This is a genomic window from Lysinibacillus sp. BSL11 (assembly GCF_052928325.1).
On the sequence record NZ_JAVGCX010000023.1, the window covers coordinates 23,209 to 45,655 of the forward strand.

The window sequence follows — 22,447 nt, forward strand, 5'->3', positions numbered from 1 at the left end:
AGGCTGTGCAATCCCTTGTTTTTATTGCTGACGATCACTCTTTATTTGTTTATGGATCTTGCGTAACGCTTTTTTCGAACCACGTTCGATATCATGCTGAAGCTTCCGATCCTGATAGTCTACAAATAATGTCTCTAAATCATATCCTTCAGGGTATAACTCTGTTGCAGGTAATTCAAGGGCAAGCCGCTTTACATTCACCTCTAGTATTTGCCCCTGATAGAATACGCTGACATTATTGTACGGATTCATTTCTTCATATACCAATCCCACATCATCATAGTCCAATAATTTCACACGATCCCCTTTGGCAAATGTATACGCTGCTGCCAAGCTTTTTTTCTCTTCTTTAGGCTTTCGAATTTTACTATCCTGAACGAGCGTCAGCTGATATTCTTTATTATTTATATAATCCTTTGCTCTTTGTAAAACAGTTTCGCGGACATTCATTTTTTTAGAAATCCATAAGGCATTGCTTTCTCCAGAGGTGCCGATGAGTAATTGGTACAAAGGCTCTAATGTTTCTGAATGGAAGCGCATTGCCGCATTCATAAAATCAGGATGCATTTCAGAAAATCGTTTAATCTCACCATAATGTGTAGTTGCCACAGTTATACAGCCCATTTGATAAAATTCCTCTAATATCGCAATGGCTAGTGCAGCTCCTTCATTTGGCTCTGTTCCACTGCCAATTTCATCAAACAGTAAGAGTGTATGATTATTAGCAGCTCTCATAATATCTGAAAGATTTTTCATATGAGAAGAAAACGTACTAAGTGCATTCTCTATACTTTGATTATCGCCAATATCAACAAAGATATGATCAAATACAGCCATTTCCGTTCCTTCATCCGCTACAATATGGAAGCCCGACATCGTAGCTAATGTTAAAAGGCCAATGGTTTTCAACACAACTGTTTTCCCACCAGCGTTTGGACCTGTAATAATTAAGCTACGGTAGTCTTTTGCAATGGAAAATTGAAGGGGTACCGCATTTCCTGGTAGTAATGGATGCTTACCATTGATCAGCTGAATATAACCGTAATCATTTATACGCGGCTCCCTACCACCAATTTGTCTACTGAACTTCGCTTTGGCAAAAACCATATCGTACTGACTGATTAACTCCATGTTAATGGTGATTGCATGAAGATGTTCCATCAGTAGCCCTGATAAAGACGCTAAAATCTGATATTCCTCTACGGCTTCCTCAGCCTTTAAGGTAGCTAATTCTACATTTAATTTAGCGATAACACTTGGCTCCATAAAAACGGTTGCCCCTTTTGAGGAAATTTCAACGACCGTTCCCTGTACATGATTTTTATAGGTCGCCTTAATCGGAATCGTATAGCGATCATCCTTTTGACTAATAAAAAATTCCTGAATATACGGTTTATTGGCACTGTTATTTAAAAATTTCGTTAAACGTTCTTTAATTTTTTCCTCTGTCGTTTCCATATGATGTCGGATGCGTTTTAATTCACGACTAGCAGCCGAATCTACACGATTGGCTTTGATCGCAAAATTAATCTCCTCCTCCACGCTTTTAAATTCAGCCATAGAATGAGCGTAAGAGGAAAGAACAGGCGCAAAAAATGTCTTATCTAACATAAATTTTTTGATGTTGCGGCAGCCCCGTAAAAAATCGGAGATACTCACTAGCTCACTGGGATCTAGAAGCATCCCCTTCTCAAGCTTCGTCATGATATGCTCAATATTTGATACCCCTAAAAACGGAACATGCCCCTCTGCATCCAATATTGCACGAGCTTCTGTTGTTTCATTCAACCGATTTTTTACCACTGCTAAGTTTGAGCTGGGCATTAATTTATCTAAAAGCTGTTTTCCTAACCCGCTGACACAGTAGGATTTAACGATGTCCTTTAATTCATGATATTGTAATTTTTCAAGTGTAGTATTATTCATTTCTTTTTGCTCCTCATTGTTATGTTTTATCATACATGAAGATACCTACCCAATAAATAGATAGCAATGATGGTTTAAACAACATAAAAAAGCTGCGAGGAATCCCCACAGCTCTATCTTTAAAAGGCGCGTTTTCCTGGCATCACAAATAAAACTTCAGCTAATTGAAGTTTCATCCTATATGCCACGCTTAATAAAGTATTGTAGGTATCTACATAGGTTGTTGAAATAGGTCCATGACAAAATAAGGGGTGTTCATAACATGTATCCCCTGCTGTCGTCATCGCCACTATTTCATTCAATTTTTACCTAGTTAGAACCTACCGCACTCACAAAAAGCACCTCTCATTAATTGATCATTGTTATCTAATTATTGACATTTTACTATATGCTAACAGGAAAGTAAAGGTACCTACCTTCAAAAGGTTTCTCCTATTTTTGTCAAATCTATCAAAAAAGACTCTATTGTTAGCCTCATCCTGCTCAGTGCACTTATAATGGCTACCATTATTAATTGGCTATTCTTTAGAAGGCAAAAGCATGAACTGAAAAATTCAGCAGCCATCGTAATCGTTCTCCCATTCGCTCTAGCGATTTTAATAGTTATATTTTTTACCATATTAGTGGATGAATTTTATCGATCTTTAAGATACGATTAAACAAAATAGCAGGCAATTCAGTAGCCCAATCCGATAAGGAATAAAAAAGTTTTGTGCATTACAAAGCGAAGTGGTAAAAGTTACATAAAAAAGACCTGTAGAAAAATCTACAAGTCTTTTACGAAACTGATTTATGATGGGCTTTTCTTGTTTCTATAATTTTCGAACCAGAGAATAAAAGTAAAGCTGCCCAAATAATGCTGAATGCAAGGAGCTCAACTTGACTAAATGGCTCTTTGTAAAGCACGATGCCTAAAATCAAGACAATAGTTGGCGATACATATTGGATAAATCCTAGTAAATATAAAGGAATATTTTGTGCTCCCTTCGCAAATAAAATAAGCGGGACGGCTGTTACTAAACCACTAAAGATCATCAAAATATCTGTTTTAACATCGACATGTAAAAACGAGGCTTGATGTGTAGCGAAAAGATAGACATAATAGCCTAATGCAAAGGGTAAAATCAATAACGTTTCAATGGCTAGCCCTCTTGTAGCATCCAGTGTAATTTTCTTTTTTAGCACACCATAAATAGCGAAAGATAGCGCAATCAATAAAGCTACCCAAGGTACTGAGCCGTAATTGATTGTTAAAATAATCACCGCAATAAATGCAATCCCTGTCGCTACCCATTGTGCACGACTCAGCGATTCTTTAAAGAAAATCACCCCAAAAATTACAGACAAAAGCGGATTAATGTAATAGCCTAAGCTCGTTTCAATGAGATGATTATGCGTCACTGCCCAAATATATAAATACCAGTTCATTGAAATGACAAAGGACGCACCTGCAAGCTGCCAGAAATGCTTTTGATGTGACCATAAATATTTTAAATCTGCTATGAGATCCTGTCGCATTCTAAATACGATCACTGCCAGCACCGTAAAGACAAAGGACCAAATGACACGGGATAATAAAATCTCCATACTTGGTACATGCTCAAGTAATTTCCAATATAGAGGGAATGCTCCCCAAAAGGCATAGGCAAAAAAGGCAGCCAAAACTCCTTTTTTCTCATTTGACATGATATTAACGCTCCTACTCTTACTGAAATCGGTTAACGATTTCCTATAATCTTAAACTAGTTAAAGAATAGACTCATTATAGGACTTTGAGTAGCTGCTGTAAATGCCAAATTTCTAGTTCCTTTTAAAAGCTGTTAACCTTTCTGTTCCGACTCTAGCTCAGAAATATACTTGCGTACAGTACTATAGCTAATCTCTGGATTGATTTGGCGCTTGATGCGAATATGGATTTCTTTAATTCCAACCCCTTGCTCACGCATATCTCGAATCATCGACTTCAAGGGCCCTGTCAATGACTCTCTTGACATCGCTGTATATTTACTTAGTTCAATGAGAAGATCTGTATTTTGTTGACGGAGCACCTTCATCTCCTCCACCACACAATTATATTCAGTGACCTTTTTCTGCAAAACCGTGTTTTGCTGCTTTAACTTTTGTAGATCCTCTGTTAGCTGTGCATTTTGTTTTTTTAGCATTTTTCGTTCTCGTTCTATACCATTTTGCTTGTTATCTAAATCTTTATACATAGCATTATATAACTCTTCCATATGCAAAAGTTCTAGATAGCGATTTTGCGGTACAATCATTAAGCTATCTGTCGTGTATAGAGCTAGCGTTCCATCTTTAAAAGGCTCATACGACAATGTAGAGGGATTTATTTTATTTGCCATTTATTTTTCACTCCTCCACGAATAATTACATGTAATCGAATACCTTTGTGCATCTTTCCGCTTCCTTTTCCACTTGATAATCATTCTCATTTGATATTATCATAATCACTATTTTGCTTTTTGTCAAAGATCATTTCCCTTGTGTGGAAGGAGCCTCTATCTGCCTACCCTTTCCATAAAAAAAGCCTCTTGCAACAATAGCTGCAAGAAGCTTTAGCCTTACATTTTTTTCAGTTTCTCATATTCCAATTGCAAACGCTCAATACGTTTACGACCTTCTTCACGGTTTCTTGCTGTTTCTGCTTGAATTTGCTTCGTTTCTTGAATACCAGCCATAATTGTTTGCCATGTTGTTTCAATGGTTTCAATTTTAATGCTTGGGCTACCAGCTTGACGAGCGATATTCACACTGTTCTTACTAATATTTTCAGCATTACGGACAAGCATTTCATTCGTACGGCGATCTAGTTCCACCATAGAATCAGAAATCAACTTTTGACGCTTCAATGTCACTGCGTGAATTAACCCCTGCTTAAAGATCGGAATCGTTGTGACAAAGGCAGAATTAATCTTGGCAATTAGATGATTGTTCCCTTGCTGCATTAAGCGAATTTGTGGAGCTGATTGGAATGATACTTGTTGCGCCATTTCTAAATCGTAGCGACGTTGCTCTAATAATTCTACAGCGCGAAGCATTGTTTCATATTCCATAGCGGCCAATTGATCACCACTTTGAGCCTTTTGTTCAAGTGCTGGTAAAGACGCACGAACCTCTTCTGTTTTCACTTCAATAGCTGCAACAAATTTACTTAATGATTGGAAGTAGTTTAGGTTTTGGTCATACAAATTTTCCAGGTCAATGGTATTACGCTTCATTTCCCCTTCATATTTTTGGATTTCACGGTAAATGACATCCACTTCTTTATTCATGCTGTCATATTTAGATAAGAACCTTTCCAATTGCTCTTTTCCTTTGTTAAAGAGCTTGGAGATGAAACCGCCCTTTTTCTCTTCCGCAAAGTCCTGTGGATCGAATTTATCCATAATTTTATTCAGGTTATTTAATAACACACTCGATTCTTCCAGCTTACTAGCTTTCATCGTTGCGAGCATTTTATCGGAAAAGGTTGAAATACCACTTGCTGTTTCTTTACCAAGCTCTAGCATGGCAATTTGATCTTTGACATCAATTTTTTGTGCAAGTGTATGAACCTCTGGATCTTGCTTTAACATTAGCTGATTTTGAGCGATTTGTGATAGCTCTTGCTCTGATACAAGTACTGGCTTTTGCTCAGTTGCCTGCTGTAAAAGTGGTTTTGGCTGTAATAAAGGATTTTCTGAAGCGAATGGGTCCTTGGATTTTAAAAGATCATTGTTGAATTCAGACATATGTTTTACCCCCTGCAATTTATCTCTACTAATTACTTACGATTACCATGTAAAAAAGTTTCATTTTCTATAGGATGAAAAAATACGAATCTGCTATACAATAGCCATTCTGGTGTAGCTTATATTGCAAACTATATTGGTTAGGGTGAGCACTATTAATAAAAATTTCCACTTCAGTGCAATAGTGAAGAATTTCTTCTATTTCTTTACTATTAGGGTACAGCTGTTGAAGCTTTTGAAAGAGCTGCACTTTTTCTTCGCTTGTTGCTAAACGCTGATTTGATGATCGGTTCAGGACTGCTTCCACCTCTGATTTAGCTAACATCATCTCATCCCCTTTTATAAATTATAGCTTCTTTCTATCCAAAATTCGACTGATTCCGCAAATTCCTTTACATTGTTTGCTAGCAATGGCACCATGACACCAAAAAAGCAGCTACATTATCCATGTAGCTGCCAATATATTATGTTGTTACCTTTAATACCGTCTTAATTTTTTGAATGACGCCGCCAGAGCTATATGTCAATACACTACGTTTATAGAACGATAAACTAAATAGGTATACGACAACAATCGTTACGATTAAAATTCCTAATGAAAGTAATGGTACAATGCCACCGATATCTGTAGCGCCAATACGCATTGGCATGATCATGCCAGAAGTTAGTGGGATATAAGAGAATATTTTAATAATAATTGTATCTGGATTCCCCATGCCTGTCAGCATAACATAGAAGCCAATGATCGTAATAATCATCGCAGGCATTAATACTTGACCTGCCTCTTCTACTTTCGATACTAAAGAGCCAAATAATGCACCGATGATAAGATAAAGGATAACTGTTAACAGTAGGAATACGATAGCATAGATGACATAGCCAATGGACAATTCCTTGATAATGCTAGCAGCTGCATCCCAAACCATCCCACCTTTGATAAACTTCGCATAGATAAGGAACACGATCGCAATAATGCCCATCTGTGTTAAAGCAAGCAATAAAACTCCAGCAATTTTTGCTTTAAAATGTGTCCCAGGTTTGACACTAACTAAAAGCATTTCCATTGCGCGTGAGCCTTTTTCAGAAGCTATTTCAGTCGTAATCATCGATAAGAATGTAGAAATGAAGAAATAGATTAAAATCCCTACCGCATAGGAAACTACTAGCCCTGATTGCTTTTCTTCTTCACTTTTTCCACCGGCTGATTCCTCATTTAAGTTTTTCGTTGAAATTGTTGTTTGAGCTGCCATAATTTGTGCCGCTTGCTCAGATGAAAGTGATAATTGTTGTACGGCAAAGTGCTGTCCTGCATATTGTAATAAGGATGATAATGTAGATTGATCGTTTAATTTCAGTGGTGTGAACGTAGCAATTTCCGCATGTAATTGACTATTTTGATCGTTAATCGTCACAATCGCATCCAGCTTGCCGTCCTTTACTCTTTTTTCAAGGGTCGATACATCTTGCTCATCCTGAATAAAGTTCATATCTCCATTCGAGACAAATATACCACTTAGATCAGCAGAGGTTTCATTAATAATCGCGATTTGCTGTGCTTCATCATCACCTGTGAATAGTTCCTTAATTTCTGACCAGAAGACAGCCACTGACATGACAAGGACATATAAACAAGTCATTAAGATAAAGGATTTTGATTTAATTTTAGCTTTATATAATTGCTTCATTAATAAACTAAACTTCGACAACATGGCCACCTACCTTATCTTTAAAGATTTCATCTAATGATAAATAATCTAAGCTGAATTTTTCAATATACTTCCCATTGGATAGCTGCTCAAAGATACCTTGAGCAAAGCTTTCGTCTACTAATGTAAGCACTGTTTGCTCCTTCTCTACACGCACATCCTTGACACCCTCAAGTGCCAATAATTGTGTTGTTGACCAATCCGTACGAACTGCAAGCTTTGTTTTACCATATTGTTTCTTTAAATCTAGTAAGCTTCCAGAAAATAAAGAAACACCTCGTTTTAATAAACACAAATGATCACAAAGCTCCTCGACATTATCCATTTGGTGACTGGAGAACAAAATCGTCGTGCCTTGCTCTTTCAATAGTAAAATAGCATCCTTTAGTAAATCTTTGTTGACGGGATCTAGCCCACTGAACGGCTCATCTAAAATTAAAAACGCAGGTTTATGGATAAAACTTGCAATTAGCTGTACCTTTTGCTGATTCCCTTTTGACAATGTTTCTGCCTTATCTTTACGTTTTTCTCCCAATTCAAAACGTTGAATCCAAAAATCTATTTCCTTTTTCAGCTCTGCTCGCTTCATACCTCGTAGCTCACCAAAAAAGTAAAGCTGCTCCTCTACCTTCATTGTTGGGAAGATACCACGCTCCTCTGGTAAATAACCAAGGACATCTCGGTTAATGGCATTAACTGGCTTACCATCCCAAGTAATTGTCCCCGCCGTCGTCTCCTGTAAATCTAAAATCATTCGGAATGTCGTCGTTTTCCCTGCACCATTTTGACCAATTAGACCGAAAATTTCACCCTTTTCAATGGTAAAATTCAAATCATCCACAGCTGTAAAATCCTTATACTTCTTTGTAACATGCTGTAACTGTAACGTCATGTTGTCATCCTCCTTATCCTTCAAATATATGTAAGTCTTGTTTCAAGCCCTTTTTACGATTTCCATTTTTCACTATAGGAATGAATAGCAGTAAGGCTACAATCAAATTTATGCACCCCACGCTTGTGTTCATAGGTCCTGCAGCGAATTCCTGTAAACCTAGCGATAGATTGTAAATACCAATGATTAAATTTAACAGTAACACAAATATAAATATGCGATTCATGGATTTAATATAGTTTATTTTCGAGGAAGCATCTGAAAATATCTCAAAAGGCCCCTCCGATTTTGGTTTTCGATAATAGGCCCACCCACCAAACTTAGACACACACTCGATATTCATTTCATCTAAAAATTCAAAATAATCCTTCGACTTTCTATTAACAAATTCATTTCGATAAATATATTGACCTGGTGTCCCTTTTTCAAAAACAAAGTAGCCTACCACTGTCTTTTTAAGATTCCACCCCCGATCTGCCATGTCATTGACCCATCGTTCTTCCTTTTCGTAATCAATAAAAAAACGATACATTCTTTTTTTCATTTTGCATCACCCCTACTATAAAATCATGCTTCCTTTTTCATTATTTTCTGATTTCCCGGAAAATAATAGACGCTTCGTTAATCTGAAAATACATTTAATTCTCTCTTTAATCGATTGCGCATACGCATAAGCTTATAGAATGGGAGGGCAAATAATGCTACAACCACAAAATTCAGCGTATTTAACGTGAAACCAACCCAGTCTGTTGTTTGCTCCGAAAAATCGCCAATTAAACCGATCAGTCCAATGAACAAATTAAGTAGAATAAGAGAAAGTAAGAGCATCATCTTTTTTGACAGGTTACCAATTTTCGTTTTTTTATCTGTATACAGCTCAAATGGACCTTCCCGTGCTGCTTTTCTAAAAAATACAAAATTACCAGAACGGTCTACTTGCTCAATACCAGAGGTTTTAAGAAATTCGAGATATTCCTCTTCATAGTGCGTACCGAATCGCTCTAATTCCTCATGGCGATAAACATAGTTATTTGGTTCTCCACGCTCAAACGTAAAGCGAATCCATGTAAATTTTTTCAAGTACCAGCCCTGACTAGCCATGTCATTGACCCACTTCTCTATTGCATAGGGATTAATCATCAATCGATATTTATGCATATTATTCAACTCCTCTCGTTATACGGATACCATTGTCAAAAAGTTCCCTTAATCTTAAAATTTCATATTCCACCATTGTTTTTCCAGTTTCGGTAATAACATACTCTTTCTTTCTGCCATCCCCACCAAGTGCCTCTATCCATCCTCTTTCCAACAATGTTTTAATCGCACCATATATGGTTCCTGCCCCTAAGCGCACTCTTCCATTGCTCATTTCTTCGACCAATTGCATAATGCCATAGCCATGCCTCGCCTCATATAATGCTAATAAAATATAATAAACGCCCTCTGTTAATGGCGGATGCTGCTGTGTCATACAAATCCTCCTTTATATCGTCCATCAATATATCGTCAGTCGATATACTAAAATATATCAGCAGTCGATATAATTGTCAACGCTCATTCATAGTGTTGCAGTTCCTCGTACACTATGCTAGGATGTAAGTAATTACTTGCATGGAAGGAAGTATGTTTTTGACAACGAAAGGAACTGCACAACGAATTATCGAAGCTGCTCTACAATTGATTAGTGAAAAAGGCTATACAGCTGCAACTACCAAAACCATTGCAGAATTAGCAGGTGTCAATGAGGTCACTCTTTTCCGTCACTTTGGCAACAAACGTGGTTTATTAAAAGCCATTATTGAGCAATTTTCTTATTATCCGCTTCTACAGCAGGAGATCAATCAAAATGTAACGTGGGAATTAGAAAAGGATTTATTAAATTTCTCATTGAAGCATTTTCATTTTTTAATGTCGATAAAAGATTTTGTCATGATCGGCTTTAAGGAATCTATTCAATTTCCTGAAATTAGTGAGGAAATCGCCAATATCCCTCTCCTCATCAAAAAGGAGCTCATTCACTATTTTCAAGAGATGCATCGTCAGGGGAAAATAAGAGAAGTTGATTTTGAAGCAGCAGCATTATCGCTTATCGCTTTGAATTTTGGTCATTTTATGTCACGTGCTCAACTTGGAACAATCGTGTCTGACTTACCAACGGAAGAACTTTTACAAACTAGTGTTGCTATTTTTTCTAGGGGACTCGTTTCCTAGAAAAAATTTTTCCAATCAATGCAAGTAAGTACTTACTTAATTTTAGGAGGAATAAAAAATGACAGGTTTACAAGCATTTTTACGAGTTCGCGAAACCTATATTGGCATTGTTGCAACCATTGCCTTTCAATTAATCTTCTTTACAATCTGGATGACTGCCTATGATGGTGTCAATGAAAGAGCTGAACAGTTAAGCATTGGCATTGTTGTGGAAGATTCTGTAATGGGGCAACAGGTAGCACATAACATCAAAGGCTCCATCCCCTTTGCAATGGAGGACTATTCTTCGATGAAGAAAGCTGAGAGCGCATTAAACGAACGAAAAATTAATATGATTATGCAGATTCCAGCCGATTTTACAAATCAAATCCAAGCAGGGAAAGAGGCTGAAATTATTTATGCGATTAATCAAGCCAATGCAAGTGTAGCGAAAAATATGATGGAGGGTGTTGCAAAGCAATTAACAGAAGAAATCAATCAAGCCCTTTATCCAATGCAGCAAAATCAAGCGGTTGCAGTCTTTGCTCAACAATTTGCTCAGCTTCCATTCGAGCAAGACACTGCCCAACAAATTACCACTTCTGTCAAAACGACTGTAATGAATGTCAAAGACCATCCCGTCGATGGTACAATTGTAAAAACCAATGATGTAAAGGGATTTGCTGCAAACTTCGTCCCATTTATGGTCATCATTTCCTCCTTTGTGGGAGCGATGGTCATGATTATGCAACACCAAGAAGCAGCACAGCTCGTTCAAGCAAGCCTATCAAAATGGCAATTGTTTCTCGCACGACAGCTACTCAATGTGGGCGTAGCCTTTACATTGCCATTCATAACAATTGGTTTGATGCACCTTTTTAATATCGATAGTCAAGAAAGCCTGTTGTCGATTTATCTCTTCCAATCTGTAATGTATCTTGCTTTCCTTAGCTTGGCCCAAGTATTTGTGATTGCCTTTGGGAATATGGGGATGATATTTAATATTTGTGCTCTCTCACTCCAATTAGTAACATCTGGTGTACTTGTTCCAAAAACCATGCTATCTGAAGGATACAAGCAGGTCGCTGCCATGCTACCTGCCACTTATGGAGCAGATGGCTACTACACGATCATCTTTGGTGGTAGTACCGATAATCTCCTGCAAAACAGTAGCTCCTTAGGCATCATCATCTTCGTGACACTAGCCATTGCTACGCTGATCGTCACATTTAAGCCAACAAATGATTTAATAGAAAAGAAAAGGTCTACAAGTTGATGTAGACCTTCTCTTTGAGGGGTTATCCGCTACTTCTTCTCTTCTATCCTTCAAATTGAGCGTTCTATCCGCTACTTCTTCTCTTCTATCCTTCAAATTCGGGCATTCTATCCGCTACTTCTCTCTATCCTTCAATTCTAACGTTCTATCCACTGCTTCTTACTCTATCCCCCACTTCTCACATTCTTTAAAATAGCTGCTAGCTGTTGATTTAACATGGTCACGCTATCGCTGAAATCGCCGCGATACCATTGAATGATGAGACCGATGATGGCGTTTGCTTGATAGGCGCTATAATAGTCGATCGATATATGATCCTCCATTTGATGTATGTGCTGTGTGGTAATATCTCGTTTTAGCAGAGAATAAATGCCATCAAAAAGCATGTAATAATAGGTCAGCGGGACATTTTTAGAAAAGACGATACGGTAAAACATTTTAAAGCGTTCGATATGATGAAAAATACGGATGGTATTGGGATCTAATTGATTTGTGTTCAATGTCGTGACCGCACGATAGGGTTCTTCATAGGATTGATATAAATCCTCCATTATCTCCTGAAAGTATTCTTCAAAGAGCCCCTCTTTTTGCTCGTAGTGTAAATAGAAGGTTCCTCTATTGACCTTTGCTTCTCTACAAATTTCAGCAATGGAGATTTGCTCTAATGGCTTTTGGCTAAGCAAGGTCAATAAAGCATCGTGGAGAGCTTGCTTGGTTTTAATAATCCGTAAATCTGTTGTACGCAATTTTTTCAGCTCCTTAATAAACAGTTTGTCCAAATGTGTTGATTACTCAACACATCCCGTTTTTTTGCATATTGAAATCGCTTTCATTTTTATTATATGATTTTAATGAACAGATGTTCAATAAGTAAAGAAATTACTATGAGGAGGTCTTTGAGATGAGATTAGAAGGTAAAGTAGCCATTGTGACAGGTGCAGCTTCAGGTATGGGGAAAGCCATTGCAGAAGGATATGCAAAAGAAGGCGCTAAGGTTGCCGTTTCAGACTTAAATTTAGAGGGTGCCCAAGCGGTTGTGGAAGGTATTCAAGCGGCTGGAGGAACAGCATTTGCCATTCAAACCAATGTCGCATCTACAGAAGACTTACAACGCTTATTTGATGAAACAAAAACGAACTATGGTCAATTAGATATATTAGTCAACAATGCAGGTATTATGGATGGTATGGAGCCAGTTGGAGAAATTTCTGATGAACGATGGGAAAAAGTATTTGCAGTGAACACAACAGCTGTTATGCGCTCTATGCGTATGGCTACCGAAATTTTCCTTGCACAAGGTCACGGTGTCTTTGTCAATAATATTTCTGCAGGTGGCTTATATGGTGCACGGGCTGGGGCTGCTTATACAGCTTCAAAACATGCGGTAGTTGGTTTAACAAAAAATACAGCTTTTATGTATGCTGATAAAAATATTCGCTGTAATGGTATTGCGCCAGGAGCAGTGATGACCAATATCGCCTCTTCTATGACAAATATGAGCCAAACAGGAGCTGCACGACAAGCACTAGGACTATCCATCAATCCGCGGGCTGGTCAGCCAGAAGAAATCGCTCAATTAGCGATCTTCCTAGGCTCGGATGAGGCTAGCTTTGTGAATGGACAAGTTATTGCAGTTGATGGTGGCTGGACAGCTTACTAATTCATAAAGAAACACGCACAGAGACATTTTCTGTGCGTGTTTCTTTCATTATATAACTTTTCGAGACGGAATCATGCTTCCAATTACTGCCCCTATTAACGCTGGCAGTATCCATCCTAAGCCAATATCATAAAAAGGTAGCATCGCAGAATAGTATTTCTCTACTGCATCCAATACACCTAACTTCGCATCTGGCACACTTTCTACCAGGGCTTTATAGCCATCAATCAGGCTAATGAAAAATGTAAAAATCATCGCAATGGCATACACTGTTTGCTTATTCTTAAAGAAGGATGAGCTTAGAGCAAGCAAGATTAAGACGATTGCTAATGGATATAAGAACATTAAAACTGGAATAGCATATTTGATAATATTGTTTAAACCAAAATTTGCAATCGTAAAGGATACAGCACACAACAGGAACACAAACCATTTGTAACTGATTTTTGGAAATACCTCATGGAAAAATTCACTACAAGATGTAATTAAGCCGATACTTGTTTTTAAGCAAGCGAGCACAATGATGACCGCCAATAAAATAGCTCCAAATGAGCCGAAATAATGATCGGCCACTGCCGCAAAGATTAAACCACCATTATCAAAAGTCCCGACAGCATTAATACTAGAAGCGCCCATATAGGTTATGAGACCATAAATCAGCGTCATTAAAGCCATTGCAAAAATACCTGATGTCCATGTAGCCTTGGCAATTTCCTTACGATCTGTAATCCCCGCACTTTTAATTGCATTAATGACAACAATCCCGAAGGCTAGTGAGGCAAGGGCGTCCATCGTATTATAGCCCTCTTTAAAGCCTGTCATAAAGGCAGCATCCATATATTCACCGATTGGCTGCTGGAAATGGCCCATTGGCTTTGTAATGCTTGTAATAATTAAAATAAATAAAACAACTAAAAATGCAGGTGTTAAATATTTACCGATATAATCCATTATTTTTGCTGGGTTTAAAGAAAAATAGTAGACAATGGCAAAAAATATAAAGCTAAATACAGCTAGTAGCAGTGTTGCATGTTGTGCTTGAATATATGGCTCAAACCCTACTACAAAAGGTACAGTTGCTGTACGTGGGATGGCAAAGAATGGGCCGATTGTTAAGTACAGTGCTAATGAAAAAATAATACCAAATATAGGATGAACACGATTGGCTAGATCACGTAAACCATTACTACCTGATAAGCCAATTGCCAAAATTCCGAGGAATGGTAAGCCGATAGCAGTCACTAAAAATCCGATTAATCCAAACCAAAAATTAGTCCCAGCAAATTGACCCATTTGAATAGGAAAAATTAGGTTCCCTGCTCCAAAATACAGTCCAAATAACATGGTTCCAATGACTGCGTAAGTTGAAAAAGGTATTTTTTGTTGCATAATTGATGTGCTCCTTAGAAGTTTTAGACTATAGCAAATTATTTTAATCGAATGATTTTTCACTACAATTTCATCATGTTATCAAGCATTTATTATAATTACAATAGTTTTTTCGTTTATCCAGTGAGATTCAACAAAAAAAGAGCTGTCTACTGACAGCCCCTTCTTAGTTTGCAACTGACCATTCAATATGATCTAAAAATTTATAAACATCTTCATACACTTTATCGCGTTCTTTATCCAATGTAATAATGTGGCCAGAGTTTTCATACCAAATGATTTCTTTGTCGTCTGTTTCCACAGTATTTAAAATAAAAGGTGCGCTTTCTTGATATAGGTCATCATCTAATGAGCCTTGTAACACAAGAGTTGGTGCTTTGATCGTTGATAATTCTTCACGCGTTTCTGTTGTTAAACGTGTTACGCCGTCCAATGAATCCTTCGGTGAAATACGTAATTCATGTAATTCTGAAATAATTTGATCTTTTGATTTATTTTCAAAGTGTTTATATAAACGAGCATAATGGTACAAACGTGTAAATAAGCCTTTTGAATTATCACGTGTAATCGGTGCACACATCGCTACACATGCTTTCACTGGGAATGTCTCTGCCACTTTTAATGAAAAGACGCCTCCAAGTGAAATCCCAACAACAGCGATTTCTTCATAGCCTTTCTCTTGTAGGAAGTTATAACCTTCTACTACATCGTTCCACCAATCTTCTGGTTTTGTTTCTAATAATGCTTCTGGTTCTACACCATGCCCACTATAAATTGGTGCATGCACAGTATAACCTCGTTGAGATAAAAATTCTCCTAGCTTTTTCACATCTTTTGTGCTACCTGTGAATCCATGCAGTAATAGTACGGCTTTTTTGCCTCCCTCGATTGTTAGAGGTTGTGGCTTTGTTAACTTCATTTTATGATATCCCCTTCACGGAAATTAATAATTGTGTATTTTATGTGTCTATCTTACCACCCTTTATTCATAATGTACAATTTATAGTTTTTATCAAATCAATGTGTATTATGCATGAATGATGTCAACTTAATGGCTGTACTATCACACTTTCTGCTACTTAACTTTTCCATTCTGCTAAATAATTGCAACGTCCTTTTAAAAATTTTTTGCTACCTATACTTCCCGTCTGTTTCCCGTTATAATGCAGATAACTCAAAATTCACAAGAAAAGAGGTGAAAAAAATGGAGTGGCAACAATTAGAATATTTTGTAACCGTTGCAAAGTTAGAGCATATGACACGGGCTGCCGAAGCATTAGCGATTTCACAGCCAGCACTTAGTCGTTCAATTTCAAAGCTGGAGGAAGAATTAGGTGTACCGCTTTTCGACAGACAAGGGCGCTCGATTATGCTAAACCGATATGGAGAGCTATTTTTATATCGTGTCCAGCGCATGCGTAAGGAATATGAAAAGGCTGTTTTAGAATTACAGGAACTTAATAATCCAGAACTCGGAGATGTATCACTCGGTTTTTTACATACACTTGGAACGAGTATTGTACCCGACTTGATTCGTGCCTTCCGTCAAAAACATCCCCATATACGTTTTCATTTCACACAAAACTACTCCCATTCACAGTTAAAACAATTACTGGCAGGTGAGTTAGACCTGTGCCTACTAGCTGCGATCGATACAGAGCCGCCAGTTTGTTGGAAGGAATTATGGCGAGATGAGCTCTTTATAATGGTCCCAATTGACCATCCATTAGCCCATCGTAAAAGCATCAAAATGAAAGAATTGGAGCATGAAAGTTTTGTCTTAATGAAAAAGGGCTATGCATTACGTCGCTCAGCTGATCGCTTATTAAATGCTGCGGGCATTAAGCCTAAAATTTCTTATGAAGGTGATGAAGTATCGACAATCGCTGGATTTGTTGGTGCGGGGCTTGGCGTTTCCTTACTACCCGATGATGAGGATTTAAACCCAAAAAAAATCGTTAAAATCCATGTTGAGGATATGGTATGTGAACGAATTATCGGCATGGCTTGGATAGAAAATCGTTATTTATCGCCATCTGCACGTCAGTTTAAACAATTTGTTTTCGATTTTTATGACAATAAATAAAAAGAGCGAGTAACAACATCATCTAGATGTCCTTGTTACTCGCTTTATTTTCTAAAAGGCACTGTTTCACCATACTAGGGAGGTAATAATTTGAATTTATTACTTAATACATTAGGTTTCTTTGTATTTTTATTTACCTTGATCGTATTATTCATTTTTGTAATCAAATTAATAAATTTCTTTTTTAAACAGAAAAACTTCCCTAAAAAAACATTAACAGCACTATTGACAGGTTTAGTCCTGTTTTTGGGAATATTTATATATATTCAATATTTTTTTACGTTTAGTACTTTAGATAAAGAAAATACGCAAAAGGTGGCCGAATCTGTGTTATCTCCTACAGGGGAATATATAGCGCACGCTTATTATGAACCATATGGTGGTGCAGGTCCAAGTGGTGGTGTTCATGTATGGATAGAAATTTTAAATAATAAAGCTCACATAAACAAAATCGTCTATTATGCAGAGGCTAAAAGTCAATTCTCGATGAAATGGCTAGACGAGGAAAAATTATCCATTGTTAATAAAGAGCCTAATTATACCAATTCAAATAGAAGTCTAGTATTAAATATTGATAAAGAAATTTATCATGAAAATGGCTTGGCATGTCAAAGTTTGTTGATGAAAGATGAATATGAAAAGTGTTATCAAAATTAAAACGGTTAAGTTACTGTGCTGAATCATTATGTTGAAACGACTGACTTTGAGCACTACTCATACAAGCAGCTTCAAGCATTTGGAACAATAAAAAATCAGGCTTTGCTCGCCTGATTTTTTACTGTTCATTCACTTAAATGAATTAAAGTAATTTAACCTGATAGGAAAAAATATCCGTTGTATCGCCTTTCATGGCAAATACGCCCTGTTCGACGAGGGTCAGTAAGCGATACTCTACAAAATCATTTCCTACATAATGGACAAATGTTTCAAATATCTGTGCCAAAATATGCGTAGGCATTAGCCACTCTTCATTTTGCTGTAAATGCAAATTTTTTGCACTGGCGATAATGTATGCATCCATTGCATCTTCCTTTACATGCAATAGTTCACTTTTCCATAACCGTAATGTACTTGGCTGTTCTTTGATGTTCTCCCATTCCTTAGCGAGTTGCTGACATTCTTGCACAGAGAATCGTTTCGCACTAGGGCGAAGTTTCATGAGCATTTCCGAGGAAAGCTCGCCTGTATGGCGAATGTCTAGATTGGGGTGGATACTCTTTAGATTCTCCGTTGCATCAATACCATACACCATACTGCATTTATGAATTAACTCACTCATCACATAGCGCAGTCCTATTTGTTCATGTGTGTTGTGACTATACCAAATCCACACATCCACATCACAAGGTAAATTAGCGATCTTTTTCCTCCAGTTTTCATACATCTCATCATACAATTGCTGGTCATCATCATCTAAAATATGCGTGGTTAACCAAGTTTTACGTTCTTCAAAGTTTTGAAGAGGTCCAATCGAGAGATCATCATGGACACTTAGAACTGATTCATTTCGCTGCAAACGATGTTGACGGATTGCAAGTTTCATAGAACCCTGTGTTGCTAAGCTAAAGGTAATATGTAAAATAGCCATGTCCATTCCTCCCTACTGTTTGCTGATGGCAATCTGTATCCCGATAAATGTGAAGAGAATACCTTGAACCATATTTAGTCGTTTAGCAATCGCAGGTTTACCAATAATGACTTGTCTAACTTTCCCTGCAAATATACTAAACAATGAAAATAATACAAGTGCTTGTATTAAAAATACAATACCCAAAATAAGCATTTGAAACGCCACATGTCCTTGCGATGGATTAACAAACTGTGGTAACAGCGCTAGGAAAAATAACGATACTTTAGGATTTAAAATATTCATTAATATTCCCTTTTTATATAATTTAATATAAGCTTGCGTATTTTGCTGTTGCAACGTAAAAGGGTCTCCTTTAGCACGAAATGATTGCCAAGCTAGATATAATAAATACGCTGCTCCTGCAAATTTGACGATGGAAAAAATAATGGTCGATTGATAAATTATCGCAGAAATACCCAGTACTGCTGCACTAATATGAACAAGTAGTCCTGTACACAATCCAAGTGATGTGGCAATACCCGCTTTTTTATCTTGTGTAATACTTTGGGCAAGCACAAATAAATTATCGGGCCCTGGCATAATGGTTAAAATCATCGCAGCCCCTAAAAACGCAAATAACGTTGAAATGTCCAAAACTTTCCCTTCCTTCAACTTCTTTTAAAAAACTATTTACATTATACTACATGACGTTGTTCTCACTAGATGTAAGTTTATGACTTTATCCAAAACTTTTTTTCAATTTTGGTTTCACAATTTATGCTCGCTCAAGCGATACTTTTCTTCCCTAATCCATTATAATAGTAGAAACTCATGATAAAATAGATAACTTCCATAAGAGGTGATTGATAATGGCAGTAAGTGATATTGTCAAGCAATATGAGGATGAGCATGGACAGGTCTACTATAAAATGAAATCCCATGACATTGAGGTAAAGGCCACACAAAACGCAGGCTTAGCACCTGTCATCACGTATTGGATGGCTGACAAAGAGATTACGGATTCCATTCGAAATTTACGCTTCAGTCCACGTGCCCCATCTAGCTATATACAAGATTACGAAGAATTTCAAGCAATGCTTTATGCGAAAGAGCAACGAGCCATTAACCAGCTGTATGAACAAATGAGTATTAAACCCAAAAATATGTCTTCAGGGAAACAAGTCATTTGGAGTTTCTTTGTCATTGTGCTGGCTATGCTTCCCCTTTTCATAGCTATTTGGTGGTTTAAATAAATGAATAAGCAGCCTCTTTATCATTTTAACGCATTCCTTTCTTAATTTATCAAAACTTTCAAGTAATTTATCCGTTCAGCTTGACAGACTTATAGAAGTAGTGCATCCTTTAGTCAATAGATAAGAAAACGAACGAAGACCAGTAGTTAGCCACTGCTTGAAAAGAGAGCGATGCCCATCGGCTGGAAGGCATTGTACAAGAAAGACTAATGAAACCTACTTCGTGAAACGTCCTAGCCAAACTAGGCGCAGTCTCGAGCGTTATGAGAAAAGTGGAATGTCGCATGATATTCAATGTAGGTGGTACCACGGAAGGCAAGTCTTTTCGTCCTAATTTTTAGGATGAAAAGGCTTTTTTTATCTTGATTCAGCAATGATGGAGGTAGTGAGATGGAGAGAAAAAGAATTGTTGTTAAGATTGGTAGTAGCTCTTTAACGAATGTGAAGGGTGAAATCGATAAAGTTCGCTTAATGGACCATGTGCAGGCAATCGCCGAGTTGAAGAAATTGGGTCATGAAGTGTTGCTTGTCTCGTCAGGTGCTGTAGCGGCGGGTTTTAAACAACTAGGCTACCCTGCTCGCCCTGTGACAGTGAAAGGAAAGCAGGCAGCTGCTGCTGTAGGACAGAGCCTACTTATTCAAACGTACAGTGCCTTATTTAGTATTTACGATATCATGCCTGCACAGATATTATTGACACGAACAGATTTTTCTAAAAAAGAATGCTATAAAAATGCCTATGCGACTTTCGAGGAATTGTTAGAACGATCCATGCTACCGATTATTAATGAAAACGATACAGTGTCAATTAGTGAATTAACCTTTGGAGATAACGACATGCTTTCAGCACTCGTCAGTGGACTTGTCCACGCAGATCAGCTCATCATTTTAACAGATATCAATGGCCTTTATAATGCCAATCCCAATAAAAACCCTCAGGCAGAGCGCATTGATCGATTAGCGGCTATTACAGATGATTTGCTAAGCTTTGCGGATGGTACAGGATCAAAGGTTGGCACAGGTGGCATGGCCTCTAAGCTTCTGGCTGCCCGAACAGCGCTACGTGCAGGAGTGAAGGTATTTATCGGAACAGGTCATGGTGCACAGAAGCTCGTCGATATTTTAGCAGGGCATGGTGATGGCACTTATGTGGAGCATGACGAGCTTGCTGTATTAACAAATCATAAACAGTGGATTGCACTCACGGAAATTTCTGGTAAAATTTTTATAGATAGTGGTGCTGAACAGGCTTTAATGAATAATGGTAAAAGTCTATTACCTGCTGGCGTCTATCGTGTAGAAGGTGATTTCGTAAATGGTGATGTTGTAGAAGTCTATAGTGAAAAGGACTTACTAGGACGTGGCGAAGTGCTGTACTCTTCTCAAGAGCTTATCTCTGCCATGGGAAAACGGACTGATACATTGCTGAAAAGCCCTATTGAGGTAATTCACAGAGATAAATGGCTGAAAATTCAAACGAATTAAGGAGGAATGACAAATGACAAGTGAAATTCAAGAAAAAGGACAACGCGCAAAAGCCGCAAGCTACATGTTAAATATTAAAACGACCTGCGAGAAAAATGAGGCACTGAAAAAAATTGCAGAACAGCTATTAATCGATCAACATGACATTATGGCTGAAAATGCAAAGGATTTGGCACAGGGTGAGCAGCAAGGTATACCTGCATCTACGTTAGATCGCATCATGCTCAATGAAGAACGGATTGCGGCAATGGCCGATGCCATTCATTTACTCGTCTCCTTAAACGATCCAGTAGGTACAATTGTTGAACGTATTGAAAAAGACAATGGGCTACGCATCGAAAAACGAATTGTCCCACTTGGTGTTATTGGTATGATCTATGAAGCTCGACCAAATGTCACAATCGATGCAGCAACACTCTCTCTAAAAACAGGCAATGCCGTTATTTTGCGCGGAAGCTCTTCCGCCAAGTTTTCTAATATGGCTCTTGTCGCAAGTATTCATCGCGCGCTTGCTAAAACATCCATCCCTATCGATGCTGTTCAATTAATTGAGGATACAAGCCGCGAAACAGCCAAAGAACTATTCCATTTAAAAGAGTACTTAGATGTGCTCATTCCACGCGGTGGCAAAGCCCTGATTGATTTAGTTGTCAATGAAGCGACTGTTCCTGTACTGGAAACAGGTGCAGGCAACTGCCACATTTACGTGGATGAAATGGCGGATTACATAAAAGCAGAAAAAATCTGTCTGAATGCTAAAACACAGCGTCCTTCTGTTTGTAATGCAGCAGAAAGCTTACTCATTCATCCTACTTGGTTTAAAGAACATGGCGTCCAGCTTTTAACGTCTCTTCATCATGCAGGTGTAACCATCATCGCGGATGAGCAAGTATGTCAGCAGTTTGAAGCTGCCCTTCCAGCTACGGCGGATGATTATGCGACAGAGTACCTTGATTTAAAAATAAGCGTTAAATTAGTGGAAAATGTCTATGAAGCGATTGAGCATATTCAATACTTTGGCACAAATCATTCTGAGGCCATCATTACAGAAGATCAATTAACCGCCGAGACGTTCTTAAACAATGTCGATGCAGCAGCAGTGTATCATAATGCCTCCACCCGCTTCACAGACGGCTTTGAATTTGGTTATGGTGCAGAAATTGGTATTAGTACACAAAAGCTACATGCCCGTGGACCAATGGGCTTGCCTGCATTAACATCAACAAAATATGTTATTCATGGCAACGGCCAAATTCGTGAATAGT

General features: G+C 37.8%; 23 protein-coding genes. 8 read left to right on the forward strand and 15 right to left on the reverse strand.

From position 1 onward, the window contains the following. Positions 1 to 21: 21 nt before the first annotated feature. The 10 genes from RCJ95_RS21570 to RCJ95_RS21615 all read right to left on the reverse strand — a co-directional run bounded on the left by RCJ95_RS21570 (position 22) and on the right by RCJ95_RS21615 (position 9,744). Positions 22 to 1,926: an endonuclease MutS2 gene (locus tag RCJ95_RS21570; RefSeq protein ID WP_313150027.1), complete on the reverse strand. Its 1,905-nt coding sequence runs from the start codon at positions 1,924 to 1,926 to the stop codon at positions 22 to 24. Positions 1,927 to 2,703: 777 nt separating this feature from the next. Next, positions 2,704 to 3,612, reverse strand: a complete 909-nt coding sequence (rarD, locus tag RCJ95_RS21575) for an EamA family transporter RarD (protein WP_274772617.1) — start codon at positions 3,610 to 3,612, stop codon at positions 2,704 to 2,706. A 134-nt stretch (positions 3,613 to 3,746) separates the two neighbouring features. Continuing rightward, the gene (locus RCJ95_RS21580) at positions 3,747 to 4,283 is read right to left on the reverse strand and encodes a hypothetical protein (protein WP_221680785.1); all 537 of its coding nucleotides are present in this window, start codon (positions 4,281 to 4,283) and stop codon (positions 3,747 to 3,749) included. 219 nt (positions 4,284 to 4,502) lie between these two features. Further along, positions 4,503 to 5,672: a toxic anion resistance protein gene (locus tag RCJ95_RS21585; protein WP_221680784.1), complete on the reverse strand. Its 1,170-nt coding sequence runs from the start codon at positions 5,670 to 5,672 to the stop codon at positions 4,503 to 4,505. Between the two features lie 67 nt (positions 5,673 to 5,739). Next, on the reverse strand, positions 5,740 to 5,997 hold the full coding sequence (locus tag RCJ95_RS21590) for a hypothetical protein (RefSeq protein ID WP_274772611.1): 258 nt from the start codon (positions 5,995 to 5,997) through the stop codon (positions 5,740 to 5,742). Between the two features lie 139 nt (positions 5,998 to 6,136). After that, entirely contained in the window at positions 6,137 to 7,381 is a 1,245-nt protein-coding gene (locus tag RCJ95_RS21595) for an ABC transporter permease (RefSeq protein ID WP_257521826.1), read from the reverse strand. After that, positions 7,365 to 8,270, reverse strand: coding sequence for an ABC transporter ATP-binding protein (locus tag RCJ95_RS21600; protein WP_446722771.1), 906 nt, complete (start codon positions 8,268 to 8,270; stop codon positions 7,365 to 7,367). Before RCJ95_RS21600 ends, RCJ95_RS21595 begins: the two co-directional genes overlap by 17 nt. A gap of 13 nt (positions 8,271 to 8,283) precedes the next feature. Further along, positions 8,284 to 8,814 (reverse strand): DUF2812 domain-containing protein, encoded by a 531-nt coding sequence (locus RCJ95_RS21605; RefSeq protein ID WP_257521824.1) that lies wholly within the window; start codon positions 8,812 to 8,814, stop codon positions 8,284 to 8,286. Positions 8,815 to 8,891: 77 nt separating this feature from the next. Continuing rightward, positions 8,892 to 9,428, reverse strand: a complete 537-nt coding sequence (locus tag RCJ95_RS21610; protein WP_369578558.1) for a DUF2812 domain-containing protein — start codon at positions 9,426 to 9,428, stop codon at positions 8,892 to 8,894. 1 nt (position 9,429) lies between these two features. Then, positions 9,430 to 9,744 carry a PadR family transcriptional regulator gene (locus RCJ95_RS21615; protein WP_221680778.1) on the reverse strand — a complete coding sequence of 105 codons (315 nt, stop codon included), beginning with the start codon at positions 9,742 to 9,744 and terminating at the stop codon, positions 9,430 to 9,432. A 152-nt stretch (positions 9,745 to 9,896) separates the two neighbouring features. On the opposite strand from RCJ95_RS21615, the gene RCJ95_RS21620 reads away from it, so the two are divergent. Continuing rightward, positions 9,897 to 10,484, forward strand: coding sequence for a TetR/AcrR family transcriptional regulator (locus tag RCJ95_RS21620; protein ID WP_009374223.1), 588 nt, complete (start codon positions 9,897 to 9,899; stop codon positions 10,482 to 10,484). Positions 10,485 to 10,542: 58 nt separating this feature from the next. After that, positions 10,543 to 11,739 carry a YhgE/Pip domain-containing protein gene (locus tag RCJ95_RS21625; RefSeq protein ID WP_221680776.1) on the forward strand — a complete coding sequence of 399 codons (1,197 nt, stop codon included), beginning with the start codon at positions 10,543 to 10,545 and terminating at the stop codon, positions 11,737 to 11,739. Positions 11,740 to 11,903: 164 nt separating this feature from the next. Here the strand turns inward: RCJ95_RS21625 and RCJ95_RS21630 are convergent, their stop codons facing one another. Then, positions 11,904 to 12,485: a TetR/AcrR family transcriptional regulator gene (locus RCJ95_RS21630; protein ID WP_221680775.1), complete on the reverse strand. Its 582-nt coding sequence runs from the start codon at positions 12,483 to 12,485 to the stop codon at positions 11,904 to 11,906. 155 nt (positions 12,486 to 12,640) lie between these two features. Between RCJ95_RS21630 and RCJ95_RS21635 the strand changes: the two genes are divergently transcribed. Then, complete coding sequence (locus RCJ95_RS21635; RefSeq protein ID WP_048390161.1) at positions 12,641 to 13,399, forward strand: SDR family oxidoreductase; 759 nt, start codon at positions 12,641 to 12,643, stop codon at positions 13,397 to 13,399. 48 nt (positions 13,400 to 13,447) lie between these two features. On the opposite strand, the gene brnQ is transcribed toward RCJ95_RS21635, so the two are convergent. Next, positions 13,448 to 14,788 (reverse strand): branched-chain amino acid transport system II carrier protein, encoded by a 1,341-nt coding sequence (gene brnQ, locus RCJ95_RS21640; protein ID WP_221680774.1) that lies wholly within the window; start codon positions 14,786 to 14,788, stop codon positions 13,448 to 13,450. 166 nt (positions 14,789 to 14,954) lie between these two features. Further along, positions 14,955 to 15,707, reverse strand: a complete 753-nt coding sequence (locus RCJ95_RS21645; protein WP_221680773.1) for an alpha/beta hydrolase — start codon at positions 15,705 to 15,707, stop codon at positions 14,955 to 14,957. A 285-nt stretch (positions 15,708 to 15,992) separates the two neighbouring features. Here RCJ95_RS21645 and RCJ95_RS21650 point away from each other — a divergent pair, with 285 nt between their 5' ends. Further along, complete coding sequence (locus RCJ95_RS21650; protein ID WP_048390154.1) at positions 15,993 to 16,874, forward strand: LysR family transcriptional regulator; 882 nt, start codon at positions 15,993 to 15,995, stop codon at positions 16,872 to 16,874. A gap of 90 nt (positions 16,875 to 16,964) precedes the next feature. Next, positions 16,965 to 17,531 carry a DUF5412 family protein gene (locus tag RCJ95_RS21655; protein WP_369354531.1) on the forward strand — a complete coding sequence of 189 codons (567 nt, stop codon included), beginning with the start codon at positions 16,965 to 16,967 and terminating at the stop codon, positions 17,529 to 17,531. A 142-nt stretch (positions 17,532 to 17,673) separates the two neighbouring features. Here RCJ95_RS21655 and RCJ95_RS21660 read toward each other — a convergent pair whose 3' ends face one another. Then, positions 17,674 to 18,462 (reverse strand): DUF1835 domain-containing protein, encoded by a 789-nt coding sequence (locus RCJ95_RS21660; RefSeq protein WP_446722772.1) that lies wholly within the window; start codon positions 18,460 to 18,462, stop codon positions 17,674 to 17,676. 12 nt (positions 18,463 to 18,474) lie between these two features. Next, positions 18,475 to 19,098, reverse strand: coding sequence for a LysE family translocator (locus tag RCJ95_RS21665; protein WP_446722773.1), 624 nt, complete (start codon positions 19,096 to 19,098; stop codon positions 18,475 to 18,477). 215 nt (positions 19,099 to 19,313) lie between these two features. On the opposite strand from RCJ95_RS21665, the gene RCJ95_RS21670 reads away from it, so the two are divergent. The 3 genes from RCJ95_RS21670 (at position 19,314) to RCJ95_RS21680 (ending at position 22,446) form a co-directional block, all read left to right on the forward strand. Next, on the forward strand, positions 19,314 to 19,697 hold the full coding sequence (locus RCJ95_RS21670) for a sodium:proton antiporter (RefSeq protein WP_274772595.1): 384 nt from the start codon (positions 19,314 to 19,316) through the stop codon (positions 19,695 to 19,697). Between the two features lie 390 nt (positions 19,698 to 20,087). Further along, the gene (proB, locus tag RCJ95_RS21675) at positions 20,088 to 21,182 is read left to right on the forward strand and encodes a glutamate 5-kinase (protein WP_048390146.1); all 1,095 of its coding nucleotides are present in this window, start codon (positions 20,088 to 20,090) and stop codon (positions 21,180 to 21,182) included. A gap of 13 nt (positions 21,183 to 21,195) precedes the next feature. Beyond that, the gene (locus RCJ95_RS21680) at positions 21,196 to 22,446 is read left to right on the forward strand and encodes a glutamate-5-semialdehyde dehydrogenase (RefSeq protein ID WP_312130035.1); all 1,251 of its coding nucleotides are present in this window, start codon (positions 21,196 to 21,198) and stop codon (positions 22,444 to 22,446) included. Position 22,447 lies beyond the last annotated feature (1 nt).